Origin of the sequence: Pseudoalteromonas lipolytica, assembly GCF_001306915.1 — a bacterium.
In the GTDB taxonomy this organism is placed as follows: Bacteria; Pseudomonadota; Gammaproteobacteria; order Enterobacterales; family Alteromonadaceae; genus Pseudoalteromonas; species Pseudoalteromonas simplex.
This window is the reverse complement of sequence record NZ_LJTC01000007.1, coordinates 1-23,832: the sequence shown is the minus strand read 5'-3', so window position 1 is coordinate 23,832 and position 23,832 is coordinate 1. Positions and strand designations below refer to the sequence as shown.

The 23,832-nt window shown below is 43.1% G+C and carries 19 protein-coding genes, 1 other RNA gene and 1 pseudogene; 13 read left to right on the top strand and 8 right to left on the bottom strand.

Annotated elements, in window-relative coordinates; genetic code table 11:
* The first annotated feature begins 9 nt into the window (after window positions 1-9).
* The 4 genes from lpxD (at window position 10) to AOG27_RS11190 (ending at window position 2,764) form a co-directional block, all read left to right on the top strand.
* On the top strand, window positions 10-1,050 hold the full coding sequence (gene lpxD / locus AOG27_RS11205; RefSeq protein ID WP_054553114.1) for a UDP-3-O-(3-hydroxymyristoyl)glucosamine N-acyltransferase: 1,041 nt from the start codon (window positions 10-12) through the stop codon (window positions 1,048-1,050).
* 10 nt (window positions 1,051-1,060) lie between these two features.
* The gene (gene fabZ / locus AOG27_RS11200) at window positions 1,061-1,513 is read left to right on the top strand and encodes a 3-hydroxyacyl-ACP dehydratase FabZ (RefSeq protein WP_054553113.1); all 453 of its coding nucleotides are present in this window, start codon (window positions 1,061-1,063) and stop codon (window positions 1,511-1,513) included.
* 2 nt (window positions 1,514-1,515) lie between these two features.
* Complete coding sequence (gene lpxA / locus AOG27_RS11195) at window positions 1,516-2,286, top strand: acyl-ACP--UDP-N-acetylglucosamine O-acyltransferase (protein WP_054553112.1); 771 nt, start codon at window positions 1,516-1,518, stop codon at window positions 2,284-2,286.
* A gap of 109 nt (window positions 2,287-2,395) precedes the next feature.
* Complete coding sequence (locus AOG27_RS11190) at window positions 2,396-2,764, top strand: septal ring lytic transglycosylase RlpA family protein (RefSeq protein ID WP_054553111.1); 369 nt, start codon at window positions 2,396-2,398, stop codon at window positions 2,762-2,764.
* On the opposite strand, the gene cydC is transcribed toward AOG27_RS11190, so the two are convergent.
* From cydC to AOG27_RS11165, 5 genes are read right to left on the bottom strand one after another with little or no spacing between them, the layout of a single operon-like run.
* A complete protein-coding gene (cydC, locus tag AOG27_RS11185; protein WP_054553110.1) occupies window positions 2,761-4,521 on the bottom strand; it encodes a thiol reductant ABC exporter subunit CydC in 1,761 nt (586 codons plus the stop codon). The two genes, AOG27_RS11190 and cydC, sit on opposite strands and share 4 nt — an antisense overlap.
* On the bottom strand, window positions 4,514-6,274 hold the full coding sequence (cydD, locus tag AOG27_RS11180; protein ID WP_054553109.1) for a thiol reductant ABC exporter subunit CydD: 1,761 nt from the start codon (window positions 6,272-6,274) through the stop codon (window positions 4,514-4,516). The genes cydC and cydD overlap by 8 nt, the downstream gene beginning before the upstream one ends.
* Complete coding sequence (gene cydX / locus AOG27_RS11175) at window positions 6,264-6,416, bottom strand: cytochrome bd-I oxidase subunit CydX (protein WP_054553108.1); 153 nt, start codon at window positions 6,414-6,416, stop codon at window positions 6,264-6,266. Before cydX ends, cydD begins: the two co-directional genes overlap by 11 nt.
* A 12-nt stretch (window positions 6,417-6,428) precedes the next feature.
* Window positions 6,429-7,568, bottom strand: coding sequence for a cytochrome d ubiquinol oxidase subunit II (cydB, locus tag AOG27_RS11170; RefSeq protein ID WP_054553107.1), 1,140 nt, complete (start codon window positions 7,566-7,568; stop codon window positions 6,429-6,431).
* A complete protein-coding gene (locus AOG27_RS11165) occupies window positions 7,565-9,151 on the bottom strand; it encodes a cytochrome ubiquinol oxidase subunit I (protein WP_054553106.1) in 1,587 nt (528 codons plus the stop codon). The genes cydB and AOG27_RS11165 overlap by 4 nt, the downstream gene beginning before the upstream one ends.
* A gap of 421 nt (window positions 9,152-9,572) precedes the next feature.
* Between AOG27_RS11165 and lpxB the strand changes: the two genes are divergently transcribed.
* The 6 genes from lpxB (at window position 9,573) to AOG27_RS11135 (ending at window position 17,528) form a co-directional block, all read left to right on the top strand.
* A complete protein-coding gene (gene lpxB, locus AOG27_RS11160; protein ID WP_054553105.1) occupies window positions 9,573-10,730 on the top strand; it encodes a lipid-A-disaccharide synthase in 1,158 nt (385 codons plus the stop codon).
* On the top strand, window positions 10,720-11,325 hold the full coding sequence (gene rnhB / locus AOG27_RS11155) for a ribonuclease HII (protein ID WP_054553104.1): 606 nt from the start codon (window positions 10,720-10,722) through the stop codon (window positions 11,323-11,325). The genes lpxB and rnhB overlap by 11 nt, the downstream gene beginning before the upstream one ends.
* Complete coding sequence (gene dnaE / locus AOG27_RS11150) at window positions 11,325-14,816, top strand: DNA polymerase III subunit alpha (RefSeq protein ID WP_054553103.1); 3,492 nt, start codon at window positions 11,325-11,327, stop codon at window positions 14,814-14,816. Before rnhB ends, dnaE begins: the two co-directional genes overlap by 1 nt.
* A gap of 16 nt (window positions 14,817-14,832) precedes the next feature.
* Complete coding sequence (gene accA / locus AOG27_RS11145; protein WP_054553102.1) at window positions 14,833-15,789, top strand: acetyl-CoA carboxylase carboxyl transferase subunit alpha; 957 nt, start codon at window positions 14,833-14,835, stop codon at window positions 15,787-15,789.
* Window positions 15,790-15,880: 91 nt separating this feature from the next.
* On the top strand, window positions 15,881-17,191 hold the full coding sequence (gene tilS, locus AOG27_RS11140) for a tRNA lysidine(34) synthetase TilS (RefSeq protein ID WP_054553101.1): 1,311 nt from the start codon (window positions 15,881-15,883) through the stop codon (window positions 17,189-17,191).
* Complete coding sequence (locus AOG27_RS11135) at window positions 17,184-17,528, top strand: hypothetical protein (protein WP_054553100.1); 345 nt, start codon at window positions 17,184-17,186, stop codon at window positions 17,526-17,528. The genes tilS and AOG27_RS11135 overlap by 8 nt, the downstream gene beginning before the upstream one ends.
* A gap of 25 nt (window positions 17,529-17,553) precedes the next feature.
* On the opposite strand, the gene AOG27_RS11130 is transcribed toward AOG27_RS11135, so the two are convergent.
* Entirely contained in the window at window positions 17,554-18,450 is an 897-nt protein-coding gene (locus tag AOG27_RS11130; RefSeq protein WP_054553099.1) for a GGDEF domain-containing protein, read from the bottom strand.
* A gap of 138 nt (window positions 18,451-18,588) precedes the next feature.
* On the opposite strand from AOG27_RS11130, the gene AOG27_RS11125 reads away from it, so the two are divergent.
* Window positions 18,589-20,562: a monovalent cation:proton antiporter family protein gene (locus AOG27_RS11125; RefSeq protein ID WP_054553098.1), complete on the top strand. Its 1,974-nt coding sequence runs from the start codon at window positions 18,589-18,591 to the stop codon at window positions 20,560-20,562.
* Window positions 20,563-20,569: 7 nt separating this feature from the next.
* Here AOG27_RS11125 and AOG27_RS11120 read toward each other — a convergent pair whose 3' ends face one another.
* Window positions 20,570-21,715, bottom strand: coding sequence for a patatin-like phospholipase family protein (locus tag AOG27_RS11120; protein WP_054553097.1), 1,146 nt, complete (start codon window positions 21,713-21,715; stop codon window positions 20,570-20,572).
* A gap of 134 nt (window positions 21,716-21,849) precedes the next feature.
* On the opposite strand from AOG27_RS11120, the gene AOG27_RS11115 reads away from it, so the two are divergent.
* The gene (locus tag AOG27_RS11115) at window positions 21,850-22,719 is read left to right on the top strand and encodes a DUF3014 domain-containing protein (protein ID WP_054553096.1); all 870 of its coding nucleotides are present in this window, start codon (window positions 21,850-21,852) and stop codon (window positions 22,717-22,719) included.
* 136 nt (window positions 22,720-22,855) lie between these two features.
* An RNA gene (ffs, locus tag AOG27_RS21240) (signal recognition particle sRNA small type) lies at window positions 22,856-22,952 on the top strand.
* Window positions 22,953-23,397: 445 nt separating this feature from the next.
* Here the strand turns inward: ffs and AOG27_RS21515 are convergent.
* Window positions 23,398-23,832 (bottom strand): annotated as a pseudogene (locus tag AOG27_RS21515) (transposase); the annotation flags it as partial.

Genomic DNA, 23,832 nt, shown 5'->3' with positions numbered 1-23,832 from the left:
AAATCATATATGCAAAACTACACGCTTTCGCAGATAGCGGATCTTCTGGGCGCTGACCTTCAAGGTGACGGCGCTACAGAGATTAAAAAAATATCTACACTTGCAAATGCCCAACATGGGCATATTGCATTTTTAGCGAACAAGAAATATCGCTCGCAATTAGATGATACTCAAGCAAGTGCGGTGATTTTATCATCAGCAGACGCTGAGTACTTTTCGGGTAATAAGCTCATTGTTGCTAACCCTTATGTTTGTTACGCCAAGCTTGCTCAGCTAATGGACACCACACCGCGCTCAGCAGTGACGGGTATTCACCCTAGTGCAGTCATTCATGATTCAGCTTCGATTGGTAATAATGTCGCGATCGCCGCCAATGTGGTGATTGAAGCTGGTGCTGTTATTGCTGACAATGTGCAGATTGGTCCAAACTGTTTCATTGGTGAGCATGCAAAAATTGGTCAAAGCACTAAGCTTTGGGCAAATGTAAGCATTTACCATGAAGTTGAGATTGGCAGCGACTGTTTATTCCAAGCGAATACAGTCGTGGGCAGCGATGGTTTTGGTTACGCTAATGAGCGTGGGGAATGGGTGAAAATACCGCAACTTGGCCGAGTAATCATCGGTGATAAGGTTGAAGTAGGCGCGTCTACTACGATTGACCGTGGTGCATTAGACGATACGATCATCCATAGTAATGTAATTATCGATAATCAATGTCAAATAGCGCATAATGTCGAGATCGGCTCAGGCACAGCGGTTGCCGGTTGCACGGTTTTTGCCGGAAGCGTCGAGATCGGTAGGAATTGTCAGATTGGTGGTATGGTTGCAATTAATGGTCACCTTAGCGTATGCGATGGTGCTATAATCACCGGCATGAGTATGGTGACGAAAGCAATCACAGAGCCTGGAATCTATTCATCAGGATTACCTCATCAAACTAACAAAGAATGGCGCCGAAGTATTGCCCACATCCGCAATCTTGGCGATATGAAAGACCGCATTAAAGCTCTTGAGTCACTGACTAAGTCACTCAATATTGAAGACAAATAAGGATGCTATTTTGGCAAATGAATTAAATAGTCTTGATATCCAAGATATTTTAAGTTTACTTCCGCATCGTTACCCGATGCTACTTGTTGACCGTGTTCTAGATTACACGCCAGGCGAGTCGTTACATGCGATTAAAAATGTAACAGTGAACGAACCTATTTTTACGGGTCATTTTCCTAATCAACCTATCTTTCCAGGTGTGTTGATTTTAGAAGCAATGGCCCAAGCAACTGGCTTACTTGGCTTTAAGACAGTTGAAAATCGTAGCGATAACGAACTATATTTATTCGCTGCGATTGATAATGCGCGATTTAAACAGCCAGTATTACCTGGCGATACTATGCATTTACATGTAGAGTTTTTAAAAGAGCGCCGCAATATATGGAAGTTTGCAGCAGAAGCAAAAGTTGACGGCAAAGTAGTGTGTACTGCCGAAATCATGTGTGCGAGAAGAGAGTTTTAATAGTGATCCATCCTACGGCGATAATCGAACCAGGTGCAAAACTTGGAAATAACGTATCAGTTGGCCCTTATAGCTACATCGGTAACGATGTAACTATTGGTGATAACTGTATCATCGAATCTCATGTGGTTGTAAAAGGCCCATCGACGATTGGTTCTGGTAACCATATTTTCCAATTTGCTTCGGTCGGTGAAGCGTGCCAAGACAAAAAGTACGCGAATGAGCCTACAACCTTGATCATTGGTGACAACAATGTGATCCGTGAGTGTGCGACCATTCACCGAGGTACGATTCAAGACCAAGGTGTAACAAAAATTGGTAGCAACAACTTATTTATGGCTTACACACACGTTGCGCATGATGCAGTAGTGGGTGATAACGTTATTTTTGCTAATAATGCCTCTGTTGCTGGCCACGTACACGTAGGTGACTGGGTGATCCTTGCTGGTAATTCAGGTGTTCACCAGTTCTGTAAAATTGGTTCACATGCCTTTGTTGGTATGTACTCAGGTGTTAATAAAGATGTGCCACCATTTGTAACGACCATTGGCACGCCGGCAGGCCCTGTAGCAATCAATACTGAAGGCATGAAACGCCGTGGTTTTGAAAGCGATGAAATCATGGCAACACGCCGTGCATATAAAACGCTTTACCGTAAGAGTTTAGGTGTTGAAGAAGCAATCGCTGAGCTAAGTGAAGATGCTGCGAAGTATCCAGCTGTTCAGTTGATGATAGACTTCGTGAAAAGCTCTGAGCGCGGAATTATTCGCTAATCAAAAGCTAATTACTAAAAGCCACCGTAAGGTGGCTTTTTTGTTTTTATAGTTCAGGTTTTGCTAAGTCAGTGCTTGTTATCTTCACGACAAAAAAGGATCTAGTAATATGAATAAACTCATCATCTTTGCATTGTTAAGCTTAATAATAAGTGGTTGTAGTAGTGCGCCTTCAGTATCAAAAGGAGCAATAGAAAAAGGCAAAGCCAGTTATTACGCTGATAAATATCATGGCCGAATGACAGCAAGTGGTGAGGTGTTTAATCAACAGGCATGGAGCGCGGCTCATCAAACGCTTGGCTTTGGCAGCAGAGTGAGGGTCACCAATATTAGTAACAATAAAAGTGTGATTGTTACCATTAATGACCGCGGCCCATTTATCCGCGGTCGTATTATCGATTTATCAAAAAAGGCGTTTTCACAAATTGCCTCAGTCAAGCAAGGTGTGATTGACGTTACTGTTGAGCAGCTCGATTAAAAACGGGTAATAAGCTCTACGTAGTCGGCTTCATTAGCCATCAATTCAGCATGACTTGCAAAGGCTCTTACTTGTCCTTGTTCTAACCAAATAACCTTATCAACACGACTTAGCATTGCTGGGTCGTGGGTAATGGTCAACATGGTTTTATCTGCCCATATTCTCTCAAGTGTAGTCAGCAAGTTTTGCTCAGTGTGGTTATCTAGACTCTCTGTTGGCTCATCAAGAATGATTAAATTACCTTGCCTTAATAGGGCTTGAGCTATGGCAATACGACGTGACTGACCATGAGAAAGCTTTCTTCCTGCGGTTCCTAAGCGGGTATTAAGGCCGGCTTTTAAGTTCTTAAGCCAAGAGCCAAGTTCAGCGTTTTCACAGGCTTCAATTAGCATCTCATCTGTCGCATCAAAAGCTGCATAACGAAGATTTTCACGTAGCGTGCCATCAAAAATATGATGCTGCTGGGCAACTATCGTTAGCTGCTTAAAGCGTGTTGAAGTGCTCAAGCTTTCAAGTTCAAAGTTATCTTGCTTGGTGGTGAGCTTTAATGAGCCTGATTGCAGCGGCCAAAGGCCCGTGAGTAAGTTAACTAGAGTGGTTTTGCCACTGCCACTGGCACCGACTAGGGCAACTTTACTGCCGGGTGTAATCGCAAAATTGATATTGCTAAGGGCTTTACTTTTTGCCCCCAAGTATTGGTAATTGACCTCGCTTAGCTCAAGACCAAGCCCTGATTTGTCAGCTAATTGGTTTGCTAGCTGATCATCTAAGTTGTTTGGCTTTTCGGCTAAGCTGTTGTGTTTATCTTCAAGATCAAACAGTCGCTTTGCGGCACTTAAAGTAAGCGGCAATTCAATAAATGCCGTAGGCAGAGTGAGCACGGTTTCAAAGCTTGCTAATACAAATAACGCGAGCATCGCCAGTTCAACGTTTTTCATACTCCCTATTGCAACCAGTGGAATTATCATAAATACACTGGCTAGCATGGTTAGTTGTATCACCAAAGTGTTTAAGCCATTACTATTTGCTATGGCCTTGTGACGATTGTAGAGCTGGCTGTTGTATTGTTTACTGAGTGAATCACAATGCGCTAATTGCGCCGCATGTGCTTGATAGACAGCAAGCTCTCTAGCACCTGATAACGTATCGGCAAGTTCAGATCTTAACTCGGCTGAGAGCAGGGTTTCGTTATCCGCTTGTTGGTGAAGCTTATGGCTTAACAATGTGGGAAGCAGTACGCCAATAATCATCAGTGAAGTAAAGCACACTAATGCAACGTCAGCGTTATACATGGCCATGAAGGCCATTACTATAGGAATGCTGAAAAGGGCGACAATAATAGGCAGCAGTACATTTAGGTAAAACTTATCCAGCGCATCGACATCATTCTGTAGCCGGTTAAATAAATCGCTACTACGACTCATTGCTAAGTCAACGTTGTTCAGTTGGCTCAAAGTCTTGAACATGTTTACGCGAATTTCGCTCAGTAATAAAAAGGTAGCATTATGAGTTATCATCCGCTCACCGTAACGAGACGCTGTGCGCACGATAGCTAAAAAGCGGATCACTCCAGCTGGGGTAAAGTAATTCATCTGCACACCAGCAATGCCCGCCGCTGCCATGGCTGCTAAAAACCACCCCGATATAGCGAGCAAGCCTACATTAGCAAGTACCGTTAAGCTTGCTAAAAAAGCCCCTAAAAGCAGCATGCCAGTATGAGGTTTGCACAGTTTTAATAGACGTATAAAGTTATGCATGGGCGTCACCTTGGCTCACAAGTTTAGCAAATAGGCCTGCTTGCTCAGTCAGTTGCTGGTACTGACCAGATTCAACAATGTGACCTTGTTGCATAACGTAAATCCTATCGGCGTGTTTAACCGTATTCAGTCGGTGAGCAATAACTAGCACTAAGTGATCTTTTGCATACTCGCGGATCGCTTGATTGATTAAATGCTCGGTTTGGCTGTCTAAGTGAGCGGTAGGCTCATCTAGCATTAGCACAGGGACATTCTTCAAAAATGCACGAGCAAGGGCTATGCGCTGTTTTTGCCCACCAGAGAGGCCTTCTCCTTGTTCACCGAGCAAGGTATCAAAGCCATCAGGTAGTGCAGTAATAAACTCAAGTGCGCCAGCTTTACTTGCTGCTTCATCGAGCTCTGCTTGGCTTGCATCGGGTTTAGCTAAGCACAGGTTCTCTGCAACGCTCCGATAAAATAACGTGGCGTGTTGTGGGATCCACGCCAGCTGTGCTTGCCAATCAGCTAATGCAGTATCACTCAGTGGTCGTCCATTAATGCTAATGGCATTGTTGGCTTGATGATGAAAACCCAATAGGCAATCAAACAAGGTACTTTTACCCGAGCCACTTTCACCCACAAAGGCAATTAAGCCTGTGCTTGGCAGGGTTAAGTTGATATCAGTCACCCCTTCGTTTGTTTCTGGGTAGTGAAAGGTAAGCGCATTCAGCTGTATATCTTTTAGCGGTAACTCAAGTTTAGATGACCCTACATGTTCATCTGAGTCGCTTTGATTGATTATGTCGACCATATCAGCAGCGGCACTGATCCCTTCAAGTTTTGCGTGATAATGAGTGCCCATTTGTCGAAGTGGTAAGTAAAACTCAGGGGCCAGTAGTAACACCACAAATCCAGTGGCAAAATCGAGGGTACCAAAAAATAATCTAAAGCCAATGATCACGGCAACAAGTGCCACACTAATGGTGGCTAAAAACTCAAGGGCGAAAGACGATAAAAAGGCGACTTTCAATACACCCATGGTTGCTCCACGGTAATCATCAGAAGTCTGACTGATGCTATTTAGCTCACGTTTGGTTGCATTAAAGAGCTTGAGTTGAGTCAGGCCTTGTAATCTGTCAAAAAAGTAATTACCAAGTACCGCAAGTTGTTGCCAGCGATCTTGGTTTAACTGCTCCGCTTTATGGCCCACTAAAATCATAAAAAAGGGGATAAGCGGGGCTGTTAAAAGGAATATGAGGCCTGCTTTGTAATCGGTTGGAAAAATCACCACTAATATCGCTAGTGGAATAAGCGCACTGTAAGCCACACTTGGAATGTAGTTAGCGTAATATTGATGCAGTGCTTCAACCCCATTATGTAAGGTGTTAAGTGTTGCGCCATGACCTTTTTGTTCACTGTAGGCTGGCCCAAGTTTGCTGAGCTTTTCTAGCAATGTATTTCGCATCACGTTTTTTATTTTTAACGCGGCGCGGTTACTCACGCGTTCACTTAGGGCAACCAACAAAGCACGAACTAAAATTAGCCCTGCCAACGGCCATAATAATGAGCTTACGGCTTGAAAGTTTGCTTGTTCAAACATGACTTGATGAGCCGCGTTTGCAAGAAGATAACAAGAGACAATCATCAATAGGGCGTTGAGTGTGCCCAAACTAATGCTTAATTTAAGAAGCCCTGAAGCGGACTGACTATATTGCTTTAAAAAAGCGCGCAGCGTTTGTTGCTGCGCGCGATTTGGTTGGGGTTTAGTTGTCATCGGTGTTTTTGAGTCTCGCGTAAAGCTCTAGCTCATCATCAGCAATCGAATCTTTATGTTGGTGAAATTCGTACCACATTACGTTAATCACCCCAAGGGTACAGGCTAATAGAACACCTAAAATCCAGGCAAAATACCACATAATTAAATCTCCTTAGTAGCTACCGTGCGTGTTGTTTTCGATTTCACTGATGGTTACTTTGCGCCACATTTTCACATAGCACCACGTTGTGTAAATAAGAATAAGTGGTACAAAAATAACCGCTGCAATAAACATCACGTTGAGAGTCATATGGCTCGAAACCGCATCCCACATAGTTAAACTAATATTTGGGTTGTTACTCGAAGGCATAACGAACGGGAACATTGACATACCCGCAGTTAAAATTACGCCTGCAAGCATTAAGCTTGATGCAATCAGGGCCATTGCTGGTTTTTGTAATTTAGATAACACAATCGCCAGTGCCGCCATCACGAATGCAAGGGCAGGGAACAGCATGGTTAATGGCATTTTTGTATAGTTATCAAGCCATGCACCTGGTGCCTGCGTGACTGTTTTACCAAGCGGGTTTGCAAAGCCTTGAGTATCGCCCATGCTAACGATTTTATAACCGTCAATTTGCGATAGCCACACACCTGCCAAGGCAAACAACACAATAAACGCCATCAGCGCATATTGACCGTATTGTGCTGAGCGTTTTGCAACCTCTGCATCCGTACGAAGTTGTAGCCACATGCCTGCATGACCAACCAGCATTAGTACGCTTACTAAGCCTACAACAATGGCAAATGGGTTTAATAACGCAAAGAATGAACCTTGATAACTAACACGCAGTAGGTCGTCGATATGATAAGGCACGCCCAGTAATAAGTTACCAAATGCCACACCAAATACTAAAGCAGGGATAAAGCTGCCTGCAAATAAGCCCCAATCCCAGTTGTTTCGCCAACGTGGTGAGTCTATTTTTGAGCGGTAATCAAAACCAAGCGGTCTGAAAAATAACGCAAATAACACCAGCATCATAGCAAAGTAAAAGCCAGAGAACGCGGCCGCGTATACCATAGGCCAAGCAGCAAACAGTGCACCCCCAGCGGTGATGAACCAAACTTGGTTACCATCCCAGTGAGCACCTATGGTGTTAATTACAGTACGGCGCTCCACATCGGTTTTACCAACTAGGCGAAGCAAAATTGCCACACCCATGTCCATGCCATCGGTCACTGCAAAGCCAATCAGTAATACACCAATTAACAGCCACCAGATTAGTTTTAATGTTTCGTAATCAAAAATCATGACTGAGCTCCTTGGCTTGCAAGTGAATCTGCTTTAGCAAGTTCATGGTGATATTTACCAGTATGAAGCGAGCTTGGACCTTGTTTAATAAAGCGCAGCATTAACCAGCCTTCTACAGCAGCAAGTCCTGTGTAAAAGATAATGAAGCCAGTAATGCTGATAAGTAAATCGTTTACCGTCAGAGATGAGGTTGCCAAGAAGGTTGGTAGAATCTCTGAAATAGCCCATGGTTGGCGGCCATATTCAGCAACAATCCAACCAAATTCAATGGCAATCCACGGCAGTGGAATACTCCATACCGCAGCCCATAATAACCAGCGTTTTTGCTCAATAATGCGGTGCGCGTTGTAATAAAATGCAAGCACGAATACGCCAAGCATGATCACACCGCAACCGACCATAATTCTGAAGGACCAAAACATAGGACCAACTTTAGGGAACGAATCTTTCACTGCTTTTTGAATGTGCTCTTCTGTGGCATCTACCACGTTAGGCGTATAGCGTTTTAGTAGTAAACCATAGCCAAGGTCGTCTTTTAAGCTATCGAATTTTGCAATGTTTTCTGGAGTGTCTTCACCACCTCGAAGCTTCTCTAAGTATTCGTATGCAACCATGCCATTACGAATTCGTACTTCGTGTTGCTTTTCTAGATCTTTAATACCCGTTACCTGTTCATCAATAGAGCGAGTAGCAATAATGCCCAGTGCATAAGGTATTTTAACAGCAGCGTGGGTGACTTGCTCTTCTGAATCAGGAATACCGACCAGAGTGAATGCAGCAGGGGCTTCTTCGGTGTGCCACTCAGCTTCAATGGTTGCGAGTTTAACTTTTTGTACCTCGCCAACTTCGTAGCCAGATTCATCACCAAGTAAAATAACACAAAGGATAGACGCTAAACCAAACCCAGAAGCAACCGAAAACGAGCGTTTAGCAAAAGCAAGATCGCGACCTTTTAGGATGTACCAGCTACTAATGCCCAGTACAAACATAGATGCTGCAACATACCCTGCCGAAACGGTATGAATAAACTTAACTTGTGCGACGGGGTTGAATACCAGTTCAGCAAAGCTGGTCATTTCCATTCGCATGGTTTGATAATTAAACTCAGCCCCTACAGGGTTTTGCATCCAACCATTGGCAATCAAAATCCATAAAGCTGATAGGTTAGTACCTAGAGCCATAAGGAAAGTTGCAGCTAAATGCTGACGTTTTGTTAGTCGCTCCCAACCTAAAAAGAACATACCGACAAAGGTTGACTCTAAAAAGAATGCCATTAAGCCTTCAATCGCCAGTGGAGCGCCAAAAATATCGCCCACGTAGTGAGAGTAGTAAGACCAGTTGGTACCAAACTCGAACTCCATGGTTAGACCTGTCGCCACACCAATCGCAAAGTTAATACCAAATAACTTACCCCAGAATTTAGTCATATCACGATAAATTTCGCGACCAGTCATCACGTAAACGGATTCCATGATCACCAAAATCCACGTCATACCTAAAGTAAGGGGAACAAATAGGAAGTGAAAGAGGGCAGTGATTGCAAACTGCAATCGCGATAGATCCACAAATGTTTCATCTATCATTGTTTAGCTCCTTGTTAGCGAGTGCGGTAGACACGACAAATTATTGGTTATGAAGTTTCAGTAATTATTGAAACTTTGTGAATATTAACCTTGTATCCATTTTAGTCAATAGAAAAATAAGAAAATAAGATTAAATAATTGTTCATCATTTCTACAGACTAGAGATTAAAGCTTAACTTTTCAATCGATTAATTACCTTATCAAAAACTTTTAGCCAGTTTTTATAGAACAAAAAGATTACTCACTTATAGGTATTCTCTCGGCTAAAAAATTAATTGTTTACTTTCTTAGCTGGTTACCTAGGTTAATGAATAAGCACTTATTTAAATTCTAGTATTAATTACTCGTGTGACATTTATCCGACTGCTAAAACACGGTAAACTCATTTTTATTAGTGCCAAAAGTTGCGAATTATCAACGAATGAAAGAACAAACAAAGCCGTTACGTATTGCCTTGGTGGCAGGTGAGTTATCAGGTGATATTTTAGGTGAAGGGCTAGTAAAAGCACTTAAACGCCGTTTTCCAGATGCCATATTTGAGGGGATTGCAGGCCCGCGTATGCAAGCGGCTGGCTGTAAAACATTATTCGATATGGACGAATTATCTGTAATGGGCTTAGTTGAAGTACTTGGCCGATTACCGCGCCTACTAAAAATACGCAAACAATTGGTGCAGCATTTTATCGATAACCCACCAGATGTATTTATTGGTATAGATGCCCCTGACTTTAACTTACGTGTTGAAAAGCCGCTAAAAGAGGCGGGTATTAAAACAGTACAATATGTTAGCCCGTCAGTGTGGGCGTGGCGCGAAAAACGCATTCATAAAATCAGTGCCGCCACTAACTTAGTGTTGGCATTATTGCCGTTCGAAAAAGCCTTTTATGATAAGCACGATGTACCTTGTACGTTTGTGGGTCATACTCTGGCTGATGATATTGCTCTTGAGCACGACCAAACCGAGGCTCGTAATCAACTTGGATTGGCACAAACTGATAAAGTGCTTGCATTACTACCTGGTAGTCGAGGTTCTGAAGTAGGTCTTTTAAGCGAAACTTACATTGAAACAGCGGCGAAATTACAAGCGCAAAATCCTGATCTTAAAATTGTGGTGCCGTTAGTCAATGAAAAACGAAAAGCACAGTTTTGTGAGATTTTAGAAAAAACAGCCCCTGATCTAAAACTGCAATTATTGGATGGTCAGTCAAATCTTGCAATGCAAGCCGCTGATGCCATTTTGCTTGCCTCAGGAACCGCAACACTTGAAGGTATGCTGTATAAAAAGCCGATGGTTGTGGGTTATAAAATTAAGCCATTGAGTTACTGGATTTTCAAAACCTTATTCACGTTTAACATTAAGTATTTCTCGTTGCCTAATTTATTAGCCGATGAAGAACTCGTCCCAGAGTACCTACAAACTGAGTGTAATGTTGAAAACCTATCGGCTGCGCTAACTCCTATGCTTAATACCGATAACAGCGAACTAAAGGCGCGCTTTTTAGCCATACATAAAAACATTAGATTAAATGCCAATGAACAAGCTGCAGCAGCAGTCGCGGAGTTACTAAATGCAAATTGAACGACCGAATGTTAATTATATTGCTGGTGTAGATGAAGTTGGCCGTGGTCCATTGGTCGGTGATGTTGTAACTGCTGCGGTAATACTGGACCCAAATAAACCCATTGCCGGGTTAGCCGATTCTAAAAAGTTATCAGACAAAAAACGTCAATTATTAGCGGCAGAAATAAAAGAAAAAGCTCTGTGCTATGCCATTGGGCGTTGTAGCCCAACTGAGATTGATGAGCTAAATATTTTACATGCCACCATGCTCGCGATGAGTCGCGCGGTTGAAGGCTTAAGTGTAAAGCCAGAGTTTGTTTTTATTGATGGTAACCGTGTGCCTAGTCAATTAACTGTGCCAGCACAGGCGGTAGTAAAAGGCGATAGCCTAGTCGAAGAGATTTCAGCGGCTTCTATTTTAGCGAAAGTTGCCCGTGACGAAGAAATGATTGAGCTTGATAAGCGTTATCCTGACTATGGCTTTGCAGGTCATAAGGGCTATCCAACTAAAGCGCACTTTGCGGCACTCGAACAATACGGGGCAATTGCAGAGCATCGTAAGAGCTTTAAACCTGTTCAGCGCATTTTGGCGTTAAAAGGAGAGCAACAGTAATGCCTGCGCCGCAATTTGTTCACTTACGTGTTCACTCAGATTTCTCTATGGTGGATGGCTTAGCTAAAACTAAGCCAATTGTCGCTAAAGCAGAAGAGCTGCAAATGCCTGCGTTGGCTATCACCGACCAGATGAACTTATGTGGTTTGGTGCGTTTTTATGGTGCTGCCCATGGCGCAGGTATTAAGCCTATTGTCGGCGCAGATTTTTGGCTCAGAAGCCCTGAATTTGAAGATGAACCTAGCCGAATTACCATCTTAGCGAAAGATAACGAAGGCTATAAAAACCTCACCTTGTTGATTTCTAAAGCATACCAACGAGGGCATTTATTTCACCGGCCTGTGGTTGACCGTGAATGGCTAGTGGAGCACAAAAGTGGCCTAATTTTATTATCTGGCGCTAAAGATGGCGACTTAGGTAAAGCCCTATTAAAAGGTAACCCTGGGCTTATAGAATCGGTCGTTAGCTTTTATAAGCAACATTTTAGCGATCATTATTACATTGAGCTTATTCGTACGGAACGTGCTTTAGAAGAAGACTATTTACACCTAGCTGTTGAGCTTGCCGCAAAAGAGCAGTTACCTGTAGTGGCAACTAACGAAGTAGTATTTTTAAAGCCAGAAAACTTTGAAGCCCATGAAATCCGCGTAGCAATCCATGACGGTTACACCCTAGAAGATAAACGTAGACCAAAACGTTTTTCTGAGCAGCAATACCTTAAAACGGCTGAGCAAATGGCTGAGCTATTTAGCGATATTCCTGAAGCGCTAGAAAACACTGTTGAAATTGCTAAGCGCTGTAATGTGACCGTGCAGCTCGGGACTTACTTCTTACCAGATTACCCAACCGGTTCGCTAAAAATTGAAGACTTCTTGGTTAAGGTCTCTGAAGATGGTCTTGAAGAGCGTTTACAGTTTTTATTCCCAGATGAGCAAGAGCGAAAAGAAAAACGTGGCGAGTATGATGAGCGTCTGAAAATAGAGCTCGACGTAATCAACCAAATGGGTTTCCCAGGTTACTTCTTGATCGTAATGGAGTTCATTCAGTGGAGTAAAGATAACAATATTCCGGTAGGTCCAGGGCGTGGTTCTGGTGCGGGTTCATTGGTTGCTTATGCACTGAAGATCACCGACCTCGATCCACTCGAATTTGACTTACTATTCGAACGTTTCTTGAACCCAGAACGTATCTCAATGCCCGATTTCGACGTCGATTTCTGTATGGATAGGCGTGATGAGGTAATTGATCACGTAGCGGCGCTTTATGGTCGTGACGCGGTATCTCAGATCATTACCTTTGGTACCATGGCTGCAAAAGCGGTTATCCGTGACGTAGGCCGTGTACTTGGTCACCCTTACGGCTTTGTTGATCGTATTTCTAAACTAGTACCGGGCGATCCGGGCATGACCTTGGCTAAAGCGTTTGATGTTGAGCCGCGTTTACAAGAAGCCTACGACGGTGATGAAGAGGTCAAAGAGCTTATTGATATGTGTCGCATCCTTGAAGGCTGTACACGTAACGCGGGTAAGCACGCTGGTGGTGTTGTAATATCACCCACCACAATCACTGACTTTGCCGCTCTTTATTGTGATGATGAGGGTAAATTCCCGGTAACGCAATTTGATAAAAATGACGTTGAGACAGCAGGCTTAGTAAAGTTTGACTTCTTAGGTCTTAGAACACTCACCATCTTGCAGTGGGCACTTGATATGACTAACGAGCGCTTAGCTCGTGAGGGTAAAAAGCCCGTTGATATCAACGCTATTCCACTTGATGATAAGCCAAGTATTGAGTTACTGCTACGCGCCGAAACCACCGCGGTATTCCAGCTCGAATCTCGTGGTATGAAAGACCTTATTCGTCGTCTAAAGCCCGACTGCTTCGAGGATATGATCGCACTGGTAGCACTATTTCGCCCAGGTCCATTGCAATCAGGCATGGTAGATAACTTTATCGACCGTAAGCATGGCCGCGAAGAATTATCTTATCCAGATGCGCAGTGGCAACACGATAGCTTGCAACCAATCCTTGAGCCAACCTACGGTATCATTCTTTATCAAGAACAAGTAATGCAAATTGCTCAGGTACTGGCTGGTTATACGCTAGGTGGCGCTGACATGCTGCGTCGTGCGATGGGTAAGAAAAAGCCTGAGGAGATGGCAAAGCAACGTTCAACCTTCGAAGAAGGCGCTGTTAAAAACGGAGTTGACGGCGAACTTGCAATGAAAATCTTCGACTTGGTAGAGAAGTTCGCAGGTTATGGCTTCAATAAATCTCACTCAGCTGCTTATGCCTTAGTATCGTACCAAACGCTGTGGATGAAAACCCACTACCCAGCAGAGTTTATGGCTGCGGTAATGTCGGCAGATATGGATAACACCGATAAAATTGTTACCTTGGTAGATGAATGTGAAAACATGAAACTGACCTTGTTACCGCCAGATGTCAATGCCGGTGAGTACAAGTTTACGGTTAATCTACAAGGTGAAATTGTTTACGGTATTGGTGCCATTAAAGGGGTTGGTGAGGCACCGGTTGAAGCTATTTTAGAAGCTCGTAGCGAAGGTGGCCCGTTTAAGGACTTATTTGATTTTTGTGCCCGTGTTGACTTAAAGCGTTTAAACAAGCGTGTTGTTGAAAAGCTTATTTATGCCGGAGCGCTCGATCAACTTGGCCCAGATAAAACCCAGCCTGGCCGTGCAACCTTACTCGCAAGCTTAAAAGATGCCATGCGGGCGGCCGATCAGCATCATAAGGCTGAGTCACTAGGGCAGGCCGATTTATTCGGTTTACTTGCTACAGAGCCAGATGAAGTTGAACAAGCATTTATTAAAGCCACAGATTTAACCGACAATGAGTGGCTAGACGGTGAGAAAGAAACTTTAGGTCTGTATTTAACTGGTCACCCAATTAATCAGTATCGTAAAGAGTTAAAGCATTATACATCAGGAAGGCTGGTCGATTTACAACCCACTAACCGCGATGTCCAGTCAACGGCTGCAGGCTTAGTGATCTCAGCTCGTACCTTGATAAACAAAAAGGGAAATCGATGGGGTCTTGTAACTTTAGATGACAAGAGTGCCCGTATTGATGTACGCTTATTCCCAGAACAGTTTGAAATGTACCAAGATTTGCTGCAAGTAAACAATATCTTGGTAATATCTGGACAGGTCAGCTTTGATAACTTCTCTGGTGGCATTACAATGACCGCTAGAGACATATGCACCATCGCACAGGCGCGAGAAAAACGTATAAAAGCGATTAAAATGACCTTGAATATGGTGCAGATCGAGGCGAACTTCTTCGATAATTTACAAAAAGTGCTGGAACCTTATAAGTTTGGTACTTGTCCTATTAAAGTATTCTATCAACGTCCGGATGCGTTGGCTGAGATTACTTTAGGAACCGAATGGTGTGTTACGCCGAGTGATGACTTAATTCACAAGTTATCGCTGATGGCGGCGCAAGATGTAGAACTAGAATTTAACTAATTAGGTAGTTTAGAGCATGAGCCTCAATTATCTTGATTTTGAGCTTCCAATCGCTGAATTAGAAGCAAAAATTGAAGAATTACAAAATGTAAGCCGCGCTGGCGAATTAGACCTTGGATTAGAAGAGGAAGTCAGTCGATTAAAAGAGAAAAGTGCTGAAATGAAAGAGAAAATTTTCTCTGAATTAGGTGCTTGGCAGGTTTCTCAGTTAGCCCGTCATCCGTTGCGTCCTTATACTCGTGATTACATCGAGCGCATTTTCACGGAATTTGACGAACTAGCAGGCGACCGTACTTTTGCTAACGACCCAGCTATTTTAGGTGGTGTTGCACGTTTTGAAGGTCAACCAGTGATGGTTATTGGCCAACAAAAAGGGCGTGACACGGCTGAAAAAATTAAACGCAACTTTGGTATGCCAAAGCCAGAAGGTTACCGTAAAGCATTACGCTTAATGGAAATGGCTGAGCGTTTCAAAATGCCAATCATGACTTTTATCGACACCCCTGGTGCATACCCAGGTGTTGGCGCTGAAGAGCGTGGTCAAAGTGAAGCAATTGCGCGTAACCTTAAAGTTATGGCTGCGTTAAAAGTACCCACTATTTGTACTGTTATCGGTGAAGGTGGTTCTGGTGGTGCATTAGCTATTGGTGTGGGCGACCGCGTTAACATGTTGCAATACAGCACTTACTCTGTAATTTCGCCAGAAGGTTGTGCATCAATCTTATGGAAAAGTGCAGACAAGGCACCATTAGCTGCAGAAGCCATGGGTGTAACAGCTGCACGTGTTAAAGAGCTTGATTTAATTAACAACGTCATTGATGAGCCGCTAGGTGGTGCACATCGTAATTACGATGCGATGGCGCGTAACCTTAAAAACCAACTTAAGCGTGACCTAGCTGACTTACAAGGCCTTTCACTAGATGAAATGCTTGATCAGCGTTACAAACGTTTAATGTCGTTTGGCTATTGCTAAACACAGCTTAAAATTGAAAAAAGCCGCTTTTGCGGCTTTTTTTGTTTTATAATGCCGATAACACAGACGCTTGTATACTCATTGGTTTTTAATGCAAACATCAGATTTATACCACCATTTTTTAGCACAATTGCAGCCTTTGCTGAACGCTCAGCAAACTTGCTTTAGCGTTGCCTTATCTGGCGGTGTAGATTCGGTTGTGTTGTTACATTTAATGAAGCAAGCTCAACAGCAGCACTCTGAACTTAAAATTGAAGCTGTGTATGTTAATCATGGTTTGAGCAAGTATGCTGATGAGTGGCAAGGGTTTTGCCAATCGCTATGTGAAGAGTTCGACGTGGCATTTAAAGCTGTGCTGGTTGAAATTCATCAGCGCTCGCGTACATCACTTGAGGCACAAGCAAGAGAGGCTCGGTACCAAGCACTCGACGAAAACTGTATGTTAGGTAGTGTAATACTGCTTGGCCAGCACTTGAATGATCAACTTGAGACTTTCTTACTTCGTCTAAAACGCGGCTCAGGCTTGCAGGGCTTAGCATCAATGCCACAACAGCGCTTATTAGCGTCTGGGCGTGTGTGTTTTAGACCATTGATTAATATCTCGCGTGAGCAAATTGAACAATTTGCCGATGAATTTGCTATTACTCATATCACCGATGATTCAAATGTTGATGAGCGCTTTGACCGCAATTTTTTACGTCATCAGGTTCTGCCTATTTTAACGAAGCGTTTTCAAGGGTTTGAAAAAAGCGCAGCGCGCAGTATTCGGCTTTTACAGCAACAGCAATCACTGCTCGATGAATATACGCAAAGTGACCTTGCGCATTGCCAAAATTCGCAGGGTGGCTTAAGTTGTCAGGCAATTTCGCCCTTTAGCCAGCCCAGACAAGCAAACCTTGTCCGTGCGTGGCTAAACCAGTTTACCCATCAACTACCTTCTGAGAATCAGCTACAGCAAATTATTGAGCAAGGTTTAACGGCAAAAGCCGATGCCCAGCTAAAAATTTGTTTGCAAAGCGGTGATGTTCGTCGGCATCAGCAGCATTGGTACTTTGTGAAGGAGCAGGCAATACCTGAGGCGATGGATATAACTTTGCAGGGCATTGAACTGACAGATGGCCGAAAACTAATAGTGAAAGTGGGTAAGGGCATTAGAAAACCAAAGCAGGATGAGCAAGTAAGGGTTGAGTTTAATAAGCCACAAGCACGTATCAAACCTTTACATAAACCCGGTTCAAACACTTTAAAACACTGGTTTAAAGATGCCAAAGTAGCTCCTTGGTTACGTGCGCAGACACCACTAATTTTTTATAACGATCAACTTGTGCAAGTTGTTGGCTACTTTGTTAGTGAACAGCACAGTGTTGAAGATGGAATTCTTTGGGAGACACTCTATGAGTGAACAACCTCATGTAGGTTTATCACTAGTTAATAAAGCACCACTTGGCTTTGCGTTGTCGGTGCTAGTGGCTGTAATTGCTGGTTTTGCTTATACAGAGCTGACAATAAATACACTTTTTTATGCACTAGCTGGCGGCCTAGTATGCTCATTATTGCTGCTAGGTTACTGGTCAGGCAAAGGCGGTATTTTCTTTATATTGGGCGTGCTTACGCCGCTGGCATTAGTGATGGTATCGCCCCTTACCACCATGGCTGCCTTGCTTTACTTATTAAGCGGCTTCTTCGCTGGTTTTTGGTTAGTATTACTTGGTTATAAATTTATAAGCAAAAAAGCCTAGCGGGGGATGCTAGGCTTTTACTCAATTAGTAAGCTCTTGCGCAGTTTCTTCCTGCTGCTTTTGCCTTATAGAGGCCCTTGTCAGCACGGGCAAACACTTCGTTTTCGCAGTCTTGGTTGTTGGCTAGCGTATAACCAATGCTTGATGTTACATCATATTGAGCCATCAACCCTGAGTTAGCAACTAAGCTCATAATGCGATCAGCTATCACCTTATTGGTGGTAAACTCAGGGTCATCGATTAATAATGCAAACTCATCTCCACCAAAGCGGAAAATCGAGTCAGTGCCGCGCACACTACTGCGCAGTACGTTAGCAAATTCTTGTAACACATCATCGCCAATTTTATGACCAAAGTTATCGTTTACTTGTTTAAAGTTATCTAAATCAAGCAACATTAAGCTAAATGGGCGATGTTGACGGCGGCAACGTTCTAGCTTTTGTGCCAAGCTGTCATTAAATTGACTACGGTTATTTAAGCCTGTTAGCGCATCTTTAGTCGCTAAACGTAATACGCGGGTGTACATAAGCGCATTACGTAATGGGTAAACGAGGGCTGTATGGAGCTGCTTTAATTTTGCTTCAATCGCTTTACCCATAGGGAACTGACTAAAGTAAATTAGCTGCCCTAAGCGTTCACTTTCGATATCTAAATCAAAAGAGTACGGTGTTTGGCTGGTATCGCTGCCTGCGCTTTGTGACACTCCGAGTGCAGATTGGAACTGTAAGCCAGATAAATTGATTAGTTGCTTTGCGTGCTCGGCAAAAATAGTCAAAATTTCTTCGATTGATAACGTGGTTTGTAACTTTGCGACCAAATCGTGTGGACTATTTGTTTCATTTATTCGGTAATGCTCTGCCGAAAACGGCAGAAACTCGCCTCGCGCAGACACCCGCTGCGTCAAAATATGGACATTTTCCATGATAATTCTCCCCCCGGAGTGTTTAGATACTCCCATGTAGCGAGATTTGTGCCATATTTTTAAACTGGCCGAAAAACAGATGGTTGCTATATTTAAAAGAGAAACCAGTTTTGTCACTAAGTCTAGGGAGTTGATTGCTTGCAAAATGTGCTGATCCAAGTGTTTGGCTTGCTCGTCGCTGCCGTATTATTTGTTTGGTTTTTCAAGCGAATTGGTTTACCACCCATTCTTGCTTATCTTGCGACAGGTGTACTGGCAGGGAGTCATGGTATTGGCTGGATGGCGCAAAGCCATGAAATGCACTTTGTTGCTGAGCTCGGCATTGTGTTTTTACTGTTTAGCTTAGGGCTTGAGTTTTCATTGCCGCGTTTAATGGCAATGCGCAATATTGTATTTGGTCTTGGCTCCTTACAGGTCGTGGTAACCAGCATAGTGTTTATGCTAATTTTACTGCTGCTAGAGCACAGCCTTTTAAACAGTTTTACTATTGCTAGTTTAATGGCGCTGTCTTCAACAGCGGTGGTGGTGAAGCTACTTAAAGAATCTGGAGATTTAAACCAGCGCCGCGGCCAGTTGGCAATAGGGGTGTTGCTGTTTCAAGATATTGCTGTTGTCCCTCTGCTCATTGTTTACCCCTTGCTAGCCCAAAGTGGCTCTGAAGAAATTGCCGGTGCATTGGCTTTTGCACTTACTAAAGGTGCTTTAGTGTGTATTTTATTGTTCGGCATAGGTAAATGGATTTTGCCTAAAGTGTTTAGCGAAATAGCGCTGGTAAGAACCGATGAGCTATTTATGCTAACGACTTTATTGGTTGCCTTGTTTGCCGCAGGCTTGACTTACCTATTTGGTTTATCGATGGCGTTAGGCGCCTTTTTAGCCGGCATGATGTTAGGAGAAAGCCATTATCGTCACCAACTTGAAGCCGATATTAGACCATTTCGCGATATATTAATGGGGCTATTCTTTGTGACTGTTGGTATGCAGCTAGATGTGCTTTATGTACTTAATAGTTGGTACTGGATCATCGCGGTATTAATTGGCTTATTGCTATTTAAAATTGCGGTGCTTGCTATTTCTGCGCAAGTGATGGGGGAGCGTAAGCAAGATGCGGTATCAGCGGGTATTATGCTTTGGCAAATGGGAGAATTTGGCTTTGTATTAATTGCACTTGCTTCGCAGCATTTGCTGATAAGCTCAGAGCAAGCTTCGTTTTTAATTGCAGTTGGCGTGCTTTCGATGGCGCTAACGCCTTACTTAATTGAAAAAACACCGCTTATTCTCAAAAAACTTGGCCTTTTAAGCCATGCAGGACAGTACTGGCAACAGCCCGCGACAAGTAGCCCTTTGTATCAAAATCATGTCGTTATTTGTGGTTTCTCCCGTGTTGGGCAAACTGTTGCGCGCTTTTTAAAGCCAGAAGCAATTGAATACGTCGCTGTCGAAAGTAACCCTATCTTATTGCAAGAAGCGAAAGCGGCTGGTGAACCGGTTATATTTGGCCATGTGAATCAAAAAGATATTTTAAAATCAGCGGGCGTTGAGCGTGCAAGGTTGGTGATTATTACCTTTACCGATTTTGAGCAAACGCAAATAGTTGTTGATGCCATCAAACAAATAGCACCTGATGTAAAGATATTGGTACGAATGCGCGATGATACCGAAATGGAAACGCTTAAAGAACTCGGTGTTACTGAGGTGGTACCAGAAACCCTTGAAGCAAGTTTAATGTTAGTTTCGCATGTACTTTATATGTCTGGTGTGCCGATGACACGGATCATACGCCGTGTTAGTAAAGAGCGGCGCAACCGTTATAAGTTCTTAAATGGCTTTTTCACTGGCGATAAACTCGATGGTGAAGAGGCCAGTTCAGATAGGCTTGAGTATTTACATGTTATAGCTCTGCCAGAACACGCTTATGCGGTTAATCAGAAAATTAGTGAGCTTAAACTTGAGCAGCGCCGTGTGTCGGTTAGAGCGCTGCGCCGACAAGACCGTGAAATTGACGCGCCTTCATCACAAACTATTTTATTAGCAGGCGATATTTTAGTGTTGCAAGGTAAGCCTCGCCGAGTAGAGCGGGTCGAACGGTTTTTACTCGACGGTATGGAGTAGCGATTAGCTACTCCAACTCTAAAAATTTACGAATTTCAGGTAGCTTTTTAAGGCCATCTTGGTAGCCAATTTCTATGAGCTTTTGGGTATAACGTTTTTCAAACAGTAAGTAGCTCGTTAAACTCGATTGCGAACGTTTCTTAACACCAATCATACGTAGTAACACCTTAATTGCCATGGGCATGTCATCATAAAACTGAGCTGCGATTGCATTAAAGTTTTGCGATGGATTGATCACGCAAGTTTCGATTTGTTTAAGCTCTTGGTGTTTGTCACGGGCAGGTAATAGGCTCAGCGTGCGATTGATACGTTGTAAACGTTCTAAATCAGACTGAAGTGTGTCGGTAAAGACGCTATCGAGTAAGTGACCAGCAATATTGGAAAGGCCAGGGTAATGAGGCTGATAACCCGGCGGATGCAATTCTTTTGGTTCATCAACACCAATAATAAAGATTTTTTCAGCACCTAAATGAACCGACGGACTCAGTGGCGAAAGTTGGTGAATAGAGCCGTCGCCGAAATAGTGGTTATACACATTCACACTTGGGAACACCATAGGTATGGCACTCGACGCCATTAAGTGCTCAACATTTATGCGGGTTGCTTGTCCTTCACGTTTTGCTCTGCGCCACGGCTTTTGTGTAAGTGACTGAAAAAATGCCACAGAGTCACCTGTGGTATAGCTCGAAGCAGTAATCGACACTGCATTTAGGTAGTTTTTATGCAGGTTTCGTTCGATACGCGATAAATCGAGTATTTCGTGCAACAGTTTTCGCAGCGGCTTATTGTTCAGCAAACTCGCTGGTGGGTGATTTATATGTTCAGATTGAAAACTTGTAAGCATGTTGCGGGTAATATGCAAAAACACACTTAAAAAGTCGCTTTTATAAACCTGAGAGGTCGAAAAATTCTTCCAAACCCATTCAAGTTTTTTGCATGCTAAATGTGCACACGATGCATAACATGCTAATGCAGCGGAATTAATTGCCCCAGCTGATGTCCCATTAATAATAGTAAAGGGCAGCGGTGCTGTACGAGGCATGCTTTGCGTTATCGCTTTAAGCACACCAACTTGATAAGCCGCTCGCGCGCCACCACCTGTTAGTAATAAAGCGATTTTAGAGTGTTGTGTTTTTTTTAACTTACTGCTCATGGTTGCATTTAAATAGTTGTGCGTCTTTACTTTATTTATCAACTGTAAGTCTTTAAGCTAGAAGAAGCAAAGATTAGCTCAAGGCTAAATGGTTTTTTCGTATTTTTATCTGTTTTATTTTTAAGGGAGTGTCTATGTCAGAGCATTCGTCAGAGCCTGAAGTACAAAAGGGTTCATCAAATAACAACCTGATTTTTGCGGTGGTTGTGCTTATCCTTGTTGCTGGTGTGGCAGCGTTTATATTATTGAAGCCTGAAGATAAACCAGTGCAAGTTGTTGAAGACATTGTTAGCGAACAAGCGCCAGTTGTTGAGTATCAAGAGCCAGAGCCTGACCCAGAACCTGAAGTTTCAGAGCCTGAGCCAGAGCCCGTTGTTGTAGATACTGCACCAGAGCGCACTCCAGAGCCAGTTCCAGAAGTTGAGCCACTACCAACGTTAAATGAAAGCGATGAAGTGGTTGTTGCTCGCATGGATGAGTTACTAAGCGACCAAGTGATGAGCTTAATGGTGACTGATGATCTTATTCGCCGTGGTGTTGTGTACGTTGATAACATCGCAAAAGGTAAAGTGGCAGTTAGCCATGCACCTGTAGAACGCCCTAAAGAGTCGTTTAAAGTTATCGAGGGCGATATTTTAACCATCGACCCAAATAGCTATGAGCGCTATACACCTTACGTAAAACTATTTACTAGCTTAAGCGCTGCTCAAGTTATTCGTATGTATGATGAATATAAACCGCTTATCAGTGAAGCTTATGCAGAAATTGGTTACGAAGGTGATGCATTCACAGGCACGTTAGAAGAAGCGATTGATGTACTGCTTGATACGCCAGAGCCAAAAGGTGATATGCCACTCGTTCGTAACTCAGTTACTTATCAATATGCTTACTCTGAGTGGGAAAACTTACCCGATGCGCAAAAACAACTGCTGCGTATGGGCCCAGAAAATATGAAAAAAGTGAAAGCCGCGCTGCGCAACATTAAAGCTGAACTTGAAAAGTAAGCGATAACCCCCTTAATGACAGTGCGATTGTATACCAAGTATGCAATCGCACTTTCTTTTTCGAATACCCCTTGAATAACTGGCTAAAAGTAGAGATAATCCCTCCCGCGCCAAACAAGGCCCTCAATGGTAGTCTTATTGGTCCTCTCGCAACACTAGCAGGTGAACCTGGTCAGGCCCGGAAGGGAGCAGCCACAGCGTGTGATGTGTGTGCCGAGATGCGGCTGGTAAGACTGCCACCCAAAATTCTATTTGGGTGACTTATTTCATTTAAATTCCTTTTAAATTTTTTTAGAACCAATCTTTTATTCTTGTATTAATCTAACTTTCTTTGAGCTTTTTATTTCTTAAGTTATCAAGACATCCACTTTAAGGTTATCTAGGCACCCAAAAAAGGTTAACTAGACACCCAAGTTAAACAATATAAATTCAGGCTCAATGTTGATGATTTGATTGAAGATGACACAGCTGGTTAGGTACAGGTAATAAAGTTATTCGGACACCCACTTTTGTAGGTATTTTAATAACTAATTTTAAAGCCGACTTGCTTAGTCGTTCTAAATTAATTTACAGATAAATGTTATGTTTAGGTGATTCTGTAGACATTGTCTGATTAGCGCCTGATTTGGGCAAGCTTAGCTCAAAGGCAGACCACTTTAAACATTTTCGAGTTTCGGTTTAGGCAAATAGTGCACGACTAGTGCTAATAGAGCTTCTTCGTTTTCGTTTCATGTGATTCGTATAATCGTTGATGGCTTGTTCTTTACCCGCTGTATTTTTAAATGAGCGGGTAAAGGAAGTGGTGAGTGTAAGCCAGTTGTCAGTACAAATGTTTAGTCTTTCAAGTATTGGTAATGCATCTTCTGGGATTTTCCCTGGTTTATCTTCTCGTATTGAGCGACCAGTCCAATCAACGAGTTGCAGGTATGTTTTGAGCTCATATGGCAGACCTTTAGGCATATGCTTACGTGGTTTACCTGCAAAGCGCATAAGTGATTTTGGTTGCTTATTATTTTGAGCTGACTCAATGCGTGTTTTTATACTGGTGTAGTCAGATTGCTCAGGTAAATCAGCCGCTTTCGCTCTTACAGGGTTTAGGTCAACATACGCAAG

Coding starts and splice junctions, on each gene's coding strand:
- lpxD (WP_054553114.1), top strand. CDS start 10: ATGCAAAACTACACGCTTTCGCAGATAGCGGATCTTCTGGGCGCTGAC.
- AOG27_RS11190 (WP_054553111.1), top strand. CDS start 2,396: ATGAATAAACTCATCATCTTTGCATTGTTAAGCTTAATAATAAGTGGT.
- cydC (WP_054553110.1), bottom strand. CDS start 4,521: ATGCATAACTTTATACGTCTATTAAAACTGTGCAAACCTCATACTGGC.
- cydD (WP_054553109.1), bottom strand. CDS start 6,274: ATGACAACTAAACCCCAACCAAATCGCGCGCAGCAACAAACGCTGCGC.
- cydX (WP_054553108.1), bottom strand. CDS start 6,416: ATGTGGTATTTTGCCTGGATTTTAGGTGTTCTATTAGCCTGTACCCTT.
- cydB (WP_054553107.1), bottom strand. CDS start 7,568: ATGATTTTTGATTACGAAACATTAAAACTAATCTGGTGGCTGTTAATT.
- AOG27_RS11165 (WP_054553106.1), bottom strand. CDS start 9,151: ATGATAGATGAAACATTTGTGGATCTATCGCGATTGCAGTTTGCAATC.
- lpxB (WP_054553105.1), top strand. CDS start 9,573: ATGAAAGAACAAACAAAGCCGTTACGTATTGCCTTGGTGGCAGGTGAG.
- rnhB (WP_054553104.1), top strand. CDS start 10,720: ATGCAAATTGAACGACCGAATGTTAATTATATTGCTGGTGTAGATGAA.
- dnaE (WP_054553103.1), top strand. CDS start 11,325: ATGCCTGCGCCGCAATTTGTTCACTTACGTGTTCACTCAGATTTCTCT.
- accA (WP_054553102.1), top strand. CDS start 14,833: ATGAGCCTCAATTATCTTGATTTTGAGCTTCCAATCGCTGAATTAGAA.
- tilS (WP_054553101.1), top strand. CDS start 15,881: ATGCAAACATCAGATTTATACCACCATTTTTTAGCACAATTGCAGCCT.
- AOG27_RS11135 (WP_054553100.1), top strand. CDS start 17,184: ATGAGTGAACAACCTCATGTAGGTTTATCACTAGTTAATAAAGCACCA.
- AOG27_RS11130 (WP_054553099.1), bottom strand. CDS start 18,450: ATGGAAAATGTCCATATTTTGACGCAGCGGGTGTCTGCGCGAGGCGAG.
- AOG27_RS11120 (WP_054553097.1), bottom strand. CDS start 21,715: ATGAGCAGTAAGTTAAAAAAAACACAACACTCTAAAATCGCTTTATTA.
- AOG27_RS11115 (WP_054553096.1), top strand. CDS start 21,850: ATGTCAGAGCATTCGTCAGAGCCTGAAGTACAAAAGGGTTCATCAAAT.